Origin of the sequence: Terriglobus sp. YAF25 (assembly GCF_052113305.1) — a bacterium.
Classification (GTDB): domain Bacteria; phylum Acidobacteriota; class Terriglobia; order Terriglobales; family Acidobacteriaceae; genus Terriglobus.
Genome location: NZ_JBFRCY010000131.1, coordinates 1 through 7,745, shown reverse-complemented (window position 1 = coordinate 7,745; position 7,745 = coordinate 1). Strand labels below are relative to the sequence as shown.

General features: G+C 59.0%; 5 protein-coding genes. 2 read left to right on the top strand and 3 right to left on the bottom strand.

Annotated elements, in window-relative coordinates; all coding sequences use genetic code 11:
- On the bottom strand, positions 1-195 hold a 195-nt coding region (locus AB4043_RS07330), incomplete at its 3' end, for a response regulator (RefSeq protein WP_442306764.1).
- Complete coding sequence (locus AB4043_RS07325) at positions 174-3,290, bottom strand: response regulator (protein ID WP_442306763.1); 3,117 nt, start codon at positions 3,288-3,290, stop codon at positions 174-176. The genes AB4043_RS07325 and AB4043_RS07330, both read right to left, overlap by 22 nt.
- Positions 3,291-3,670: 380 nt before the next feature.
- Here AB4043_RS07325 and AB4043_RS07320 point away from each other — a divergent pair, with 380 nt between their 5' ends.
- Positions 3,671-6,004 carry a choice-of-anchor D domain-containing protein gene (locus AB4043_RS07320; RefSeq protein ID WP_442306762.1) on the top strand — a complete coding sequence of 778 codons (2,334 nt, stop codon included), beginning with the start codon at positions 3,671-3,673 and terminating at the stop codon, positions 6,002-6,004.
- A 127-nt stretch (positions 6,005-6,131) separates the two neighbouring features.
- A complete protein-coding gene (locus tag AB4043_RS07315; protein ID WP_442302077.1) occupies positions 6,132-7,100 on the top strand; it encodes a threonine dehydratase in 969 nt (322 codons plus the stop codon).
- A gap of 185 nt (positions 7,101-7,285) precedes the next feature.
- Here AB4043_RS07315 and AB4043_RS07310 read toward each other — a convergent pair whose 3' ends face one another.
- Positions 7,286-7,675, bottom strand: a complete 390-nt coding sequence (locus AB4043_RS07310; RefSeq protein WP_442302076.1) for a hypothetical protein — start codon at positions 7,673-7,675, stop codon at positions 7,286-7,288.
- Positions 7,676-7,745: the final 70 nt, after the last annotated feature.

Sequence of the window (7,745 nt, the reverse complement as noted above, 5' to 3'; positions counted from 1 at the left end):
GTCGATGCCGGGCATCATCCAGTCCAGCAGCGCCATGCGAGGTCCATCCTTATGCGTGAGGGCATCGAGCGCGTCGCGGCCATCGGCTACGGTCATCACCTCATACCCACTCCGCGTCAGAATCTTTTCCATCAGACGACGCGATACCGCATCGTCATCAGCGACCAAAATTCTCAACGTGCTGCCTCCTGGCACATTCCTTCGAGCGCAATCTCTACGCGTGGCAGCTCGGCTTCAAGTTGATCGGTCATTACAGTGGCGCGCGCCATGTCCCCTGTGCCGCCGGCGATCTCGATGCCCGAAGCAAAGTGATAGGCCTGCATGGCGGAAAGGTTACCCAGCGCGCTCTTGAGGGCGTGTCCGGTGCGCTTTACCTCTTCGTGATCGCTCAGGGCAAGGGCGCTTCTCACGGCTGCAAGCTGGCCCGGCCATGTATCGCGGAAGATGGCAAGAAGTTCAGCCAGAAACGCCCGATCGTTATCGATACGTTCCATCAGCTCTTCTTCATGCACAGAGGCTGGAAATGTGCTCGCCGAGTCATCTTCCATTTCGACATCTCTGACAGAGACAAAATTATCCAGAACTTCATCCAGCTCCTGCTGACGCAGCGGCTTGGAGAGATAGCCATCCATGCCTGCCTCAAGGCAGCGCTCTTTATCGCCCTTCATGACAAGCGCGGTCATGGCAACGATGGTCTGATGTGCTCCGGTCGCGGCCTCACGCCGGCGAAGCTCGCGGGTCGCCTCCAGGCCATCCATCTCGGGCATCTGTACGTCCATCAGCACGAGATCGAACTTTCCACGGCTCAGAGCCGCCAGGGCTTCGCGGCCGTTGCCGACAACAACGACTCGATGACCGCGCTTCTGCAGCAGACGTGTCGCCAGCATCTGGTTGACCTGGTTATCTTCAGCCAGCAGGATATCCAGAGTGCGGGCGGGATCAAGCTCTTCCAGCAGCGAGGTGCGTGTAATCATCGGTGTCTCCTTTCCGCGGATACCATCATGTAACACGCGTGCGATGGCCGCGCGCAACTCGCTCTGACGGATGGGCTTCAACAGATACGCCGAGATCCCCAGTTGTTCGCAGCGTACTGCGTCGCCCTTCTGTCCGCCGGAGCTCAACATCATGATGGTTGCCGCGCTGCCAGGGTTTAATTGCAGCCGTTGGGCAAGGTCGAAGCCATCCATCTTCGGCATGTGCATATCGGTCAGCAGAAGCTCATAAGGAAGCTGCGCCTGGTTCGCTTCATCGATCATGCGCAGCGCTTCTTCGCCGCTGGCTGCGGAGCGCGGATGCATGCCCCAGCGCAGCAACATGCCTTCCAGAATGCGGCGGTTGGTCCGGTTGTCGTCGACGACAAGAGTGCGGGCGGGGGGCAGGGTGTCGTCTGTAACCGGGACCGCTGGAGCCTGCGGAAGGTCCTTTGCCAGACGCAGCACGATGCGGAAGTGGAACCTGGAGCCCACCCCGGCCTCGCTCTCAACCCACATATCGCCACCCATCATCCGGGTAAGGCGGCGTGAGATGGTCAGACCGAGGCCGGTACCGCCGTACTCTCGCGTAGTGGAGGTGTCAGCCTGGGTAAAGCTATCGAAGATAGCCTTCTGTTTTTCAGGAGGAATTCCGATGCCGGTATCCGCAACGATGAAGTGCAGGCGGACGTGGTCCTCGTCCGCGCCGAGCGCCTCGACGTGGAGCGCGATTTCACCCTCATGGGTGAACTTGATGGCGTTGCCGAGGAGATTGATCAGGATCTGCCGCAGTCTTCCGGGGTCGCCRTGAACGCTTTCAGGAGCGTTGGCATCGACATCGCACAGCAGCTCAAGGCCCTTTTCGTCGGCACGGAGGGCGAGTGTCTTGAGGGCCCCTTCCATGCAATCCCGCAGATCGAAGTCGATCTCTTCCAGATCGACTTTGCCTGCTTCGATCTTTGAGAAATCGAGGATGTCGTTGATGACGTGCAACAGGGCATCGGCGGAGAGTTTGACCGTCTCAAGATATTCGCGCTGTTCGCCGGTGAGCTCCGTCTCGAGCGCGAGTTCAGTCATACCGATGACGCCGTTGAGCGGCGTGCGGATCTCGTGGCTCATGKTGGCGAGAAACTCACTCTTGGCGCGGTTGGCAGCCTCTGCCTGTGCCTTGGAGGCTTCGCGTTCCTGCTCGACCTGCTTTCTCTCCGTAACGYCGCGAACAAAAGCTGCAAGCAGCTTCGAGTCGCCCCATGCAATCTCAGAGAGCGTCATTTCGGCCGGAAAGATATGTCCGTCGCGATGCCGGGCGCTCACTTCCAGGCGCGCCTGGATACCGCGTTGCTCGCGTTCGGCGAGAAGCTCGCGCAACGCTCCGGTTCGGTGGTCGTCATGAACGATAAGGTCGCCGATGGTCTTGCCCAGGGCTTCTTCGCGAGTCCAACCGAAGGTACGCTGTGCCTGTTCGTTCCAGTCGGTAACAGTTTCGTTTGGGTCAATCTCGAGGAAGGCATCGAATGCAGACTCGACGATCAGGCGATACCGTTGTTCGCTGCTCTCCAACTGCAACGCTTGCTGGGCAAACCGGCGGTCCACCGTGGCGGTCAGAAAGACCAGCCCAAGCAGCAGGACGGCCGTCAGGGTAATGGTGAAAACGCCGAGATCGGAGATGTTGATGGCATGGCGAAGATCAACCTCTGCCATCGGTATGGGCATAAATCTGGCGGCAGCCATACCGGTGTAATGCATGACCGGAATCGCCCCGCCCATGACCACAGCGGTGAGAACCTTGCGCCATCCCCAGCCGCTGGCCGTTGCTCCGCGAAAAACATAGCCCATGCAGATGGCAACACAGGCGATCACGATGGCGATGACAACGGAGAGTGCGAGCAGACCCAGATGATAGTGGCACATGGCCGGCATGCGCATCGCTTCCATGCCGATGTAGTGCATGGAGGCGATGCCGCCTCCCATCAGAATGCTGCCGATAGCGACTTGGAGTACGCCGATCTTTTCCCTGCTGACGATGAAGAGTGCAATCAACGAGGCAACAACCGCGGCGGTCCACGAAAGCCCGACCGTGGGCCAGTCATACAGCACCCTGAACGGCAGGGTGAAGGACAGCATGCCGATGTAGTGCATGGCCCAGATGCCGGTTCCCATGGCGATGGCGCCGCCCAGCAGCCAGATCTGGCGTACTGCGCCCCGTGAGGAACTGACTCGGCCGGAGAGATCCAGGGCAGCGCCAGCAGAGAGAATCGCGATAAAGACAGAGAGGACGACCAGACTCAGGTCATAGTGACCGGACACAACTGTCGACATATTCATTGGGGATGTTTCCTCTTGCACCTCTCCCACACGTTGAACAGCAGAACTGTGAAAACAGCAGAACTCTCAACTAACGAAGACAAAGCCGCCGGCGGGGCAGACGCTGGCGAGGGGAGGGGTTGCGATTTCCATGCTATATGCAGCTGTGCCACTTCGGGAATCATTGGGAGGACTTCTCCCAATCCATTTTCCCAACACGGTACTTGTCGCGGCGATCCGTCCGGCAATGTGGGTGTACTGGCCTTTTGTGACGACTGGTATTGCCTTCTGTGGCAACTGGTACTAACAGATGAGTGAAATCGCGGGTTGACGATAATTTTGCTTGCTGTAAGGCCGGGGGGTACGTAGCCTCAAGAGGACTTTCAGCCTGAGCTATGAGCCGCCGCGTTGTTTCCGCCCTGCTTTTGTCTGTTACGACACTTTGGAGCCATGCCCAAGGCTCGTCGACCTGCACCGGCCTCTGCCTGCAGCAGGTGACCTGTCCTTCCGGACAGACAACCTCAATCAGCGGAAAGGTCTATGCCCCCAACGGGACAGATCCGCTGCCGAATGTGACGGTCTATATTCCCAACGCTCCGGTCGATGCCTTTACCGCGGGTGTCTCCTGTCCCGTGGTGGGTACGCCGCCCTCCGGCTCTCCACTCGTGGGAACCGTGACCGACGTGGATGGGTCGTTCACGCTGACCGATGCTCCCGTTGGAGCGAATATCCCCTTGGTCATCGTCTCCGGGCGCTGGCGCCGCCAGTTAACGGTGCCGGGGACAACGGCGTGTGCCAACACAAGCTTTGACGCAAACATGCCAAAAGATCACACCGAAGGCGATATCCCGAAGATCGCCATTGTGACAGGCAATCAGGATTCTGTGGAATGCGTTTTGCGGAAGGTTGGAATCAAGGATTCGGAGTTTACCGATCCTTCCGGAGCCGGCCGCATTAACTTTTATTCGGCTAGCGCGGCTCCTGGCGCCCGTATCACCACCACCACTCCCAATGAGACGGCGCTCGATGTCAGCTCTTCTACGTTGAATGCTTATGACGTACTGATGCTGCCGTGTCAGGGAAGTCCGTATGACCGCTCCGCGGCCCAACTGGCCGCCTTCCAGGCCTTTGCCAACGCGGGCGGGCGAGTCTACGCAAGCCATTACAGCTATGTCTGGATGTACCACAACGCACCGTTCAACGGTGTCGTGAACTGGCAACCTAACCGCTTTTCCGGAGTGAGCGGCACCGCCACTGTCAATCAGAACCTGGGAGAAGGGCAGACCCTGGCGCAGTGGCTGCAACTTGTGGGAGCGTCGACCACGCTGGGGCAGATGAATATCTCCACGCTGCGCAGCGACTTCACGACGGTGAATTCGCCGACCAAGACATGGCTGACGCTCAACAATCCGACTGCCGGGAATCCGGTGATGCAGTTTACCTTCGATACCCCGATCAGTAGCAGCAACCAATGCGGCCGTGTGTTGTTTGACGAATATCACGTGGAAAATCCGACGATCCAAAACGCCAATGTGATCTTTCCGAACGAGTGCCCCAATACGGCGATGACACCGCAGGAGCAGCTGTTGGAGTATTCGCTCTTCTCGCTGACCAGTGATGGCGGAGCTCCGACTCTCGATCCTTCGTCGTATGACTTCGGCAACCAGCCGCTCGGCTTTACCAGCGCTACGAAGTACTTCATGTGGACCAATCATTCGAGCTTTAACGGTTCGGTGACGTCCGCGACCGTGACCGGTCCTTTTGCAGCCAATCCGATCAACTGCACCAATATAGCCTCCGGAGCTTCCTGCCAGATCGCTGCGACCTTCACGCCGACCGTCCTCGGAGCTGCCACTGGAACGTTGTCGGTGCMGGCCAGCGGCAAGGCGCTGACGGCCACGTTGACCGGCACAGGGACCCCGGGCCTGACCTCTGCGCCCGCATCGCTGACCTTCGGCAGCCTGGACGTCGGCGCCTCGGCAACCCAGACCATCACGATTACGAACGTCGCCTCGGGAGCCATTGCGACCCCGCCGTTTACCGTCTCCGGTGACTATGCCGCAACCTCCAATTGTGGCGCCTCGATTCCGGCAGGAGCAAGCTGCCTGGTGACGATAACCTTCCGTCCCACGGGAACGGGAAGCCGCACCGGCACATGGGCCTCCGCGTCGACGGCTCCGGTCTACTCCGGGCTGACTGCGGCACTGAGTGGGACGGGCGTGGACTTTACACTCGCGCTGGCTCCGACCAGCGGCTCAACGGTCGCGGGTATTGATATCTCTACGGTCGCGACCGTGACGCCGACGGCAGGGTTCGCCAATCCTGTTACGTTGAGTTGCACTGATTCGGTGGCTGGTTCGACGTGCAGCTCATCCAAAGCAACATTTATCCCAACCGCGGCCACAACAGCGCAGCTTACGATTGCGACGACATCGCAGTATAAGGTCATCGGTTATGGCCTCGGCGGAGGCCGGTACCTTTGGCTTGTCGGACTGGGTTCAGGGCTCTTGCTTCTGGTCTGCCGTCGCCGTGCGGGACAGGTCATGCGGGTTTCGTTGATGCTCGTCGTCCTGGCAACACTCGGCGTAGGAGCTTCCGGTTGTGGCGGAAAAGCACCCGCGCAGAACGCTAACTATACCGGTCCGGGAGACTATACCTACACGGTCACCGTTACGGATGGCTTCCTGACCCACACAGCGACCTACAGCCTGCACATTACTGCTAAGTAAGTGCGGTGTTGGAGCTTGATGGAACTCGCTTTGAAGTGGTGAGTCGGCGACGGAAGCTCGAATCGGATGGGAGCACCAACCCAACAAGAATCTGTAACGCATCAAGAAGACCTTTCATCGAATCCGTATGCAACTGCCCGATCTCGCAGCAATTAACAAAGCGACACAGATCGTCCGCTCCGTGATGCCGCCCACGCCCCAGTACACCTGGCCGCTGCTCAATGCACGCACCGGAACGGAGCTGTGGGTCAAGCATGAGAATCACTCTCCAGTCGGAGCCTTCAAACTCCGCGGAGCAGCCGTCTATATGGACTGGCTAAAACACACCCAGCCCTCCGTCACAGGAGTCATTGCCGCAACGCGGGGAAATCATGGACAAGGTGTAGCACTCGCCGCGACTCGTCTGGGACTAACGGCTGTGATCGTCGTTCCGCACGGCAACAGCCGTGAAAAGAATCGGGCGATGGAGGCCCTGGGTGCCGAGCTGATCGAACACGGCGATGATTTCCAGGCGGCGTTGGAATACGCCATGCATCTGGCAGAAACCCGGCATCTCCATTTCGTACCATCGTTTCACCCGTTGCTGGTACACGGAACCAGCACGTATGCCTTCGAGTTTTTGACTGCTGTGCCTGAGCTCGACGCGGTCTATGTGCCGATTGGGATGGGATCTTCGATCTGCGGAATGATCGCTGTTCGCAACGCTCTCGGATTGAAGACAAAAATTATCGGCGTGGTCGCCAGCAATGCGCCGGCGTTTGCTCTCTCCTTCCGCGAGAAGAAAGTAGTTCCTGCTTTGGCGAACTCGCCTCTGGCCGATGGCCTGTCGTGCCGTTTACCTGACGCAGAGGCCTTGGAAACCGCCCTGGCGAATGTCGATCACATCGTCGAAGTCGGTGAAGAGGAGATCGCTGCGGCCATGCGCGCGTACTACCAGGACACTCACAACGTCGCAGAAGGCGCAGCGGCAGCCGGATTAGCAGCCGTCCTGCAGGAAGTCGCCTCTCTCCGCGGCCTTCGCATAGGTGTGGTCCTCACAGGCGGCAACGTCGATCAGGAACGCTTTATCGGTGCTCTGACCGCGTCTTCGAGCTAAGACGTATCGACAAATTCGATTTCGCCCATGCACGGGGTGCCCCGGGTCCCCTTAGGGACCTGGGCCCGGCCTTCGCTTTCCTAAGCACTCGATTCAATCTCTTCTGAAGAGACATATCGTTATYGGCATACGGTTGCGCGAAGCGCGACACTCACGCTACCTCCAGCGAACAAGTTCTCTCCGCCTCAACGCCCTCGCTTCTCCGGATGCAGATCATGACACGACGCGCAGCTCTTCTGCAGCGCCAGATAACTCTGCAATGCGTGCGGTATCTCCTCACTCTTTGCCTGTGAACCAATCTTCTCCGCAAGCTCAATCGTCCCCTGGTTGATCTTCTGCACATCATCAAAACCCTGCTCCTTCCAGAGAGCCTGATCCTGCTGCAGCAACCGCACGATCTCGCCGCTCAACGCTGCTGTCTTCGCACCATCTTTCGCATCCAGCGCATCGCGCAGATCGTCACGCGTATCCTGCAGCGTATCCATACGCGCCCGCAGCTCCGCAAACCTATCCGCTGTTACAGCAGCCCCCAGCGTGGAGGCCGCCATCAGCGTGAGTATCAGTAAACGCCGCATCGCGTTCCTCCGTTACTAATCAGGGATCGAGGTTACCGCCGGATGATTCTTATCCGGCGGAGGTGGAAGC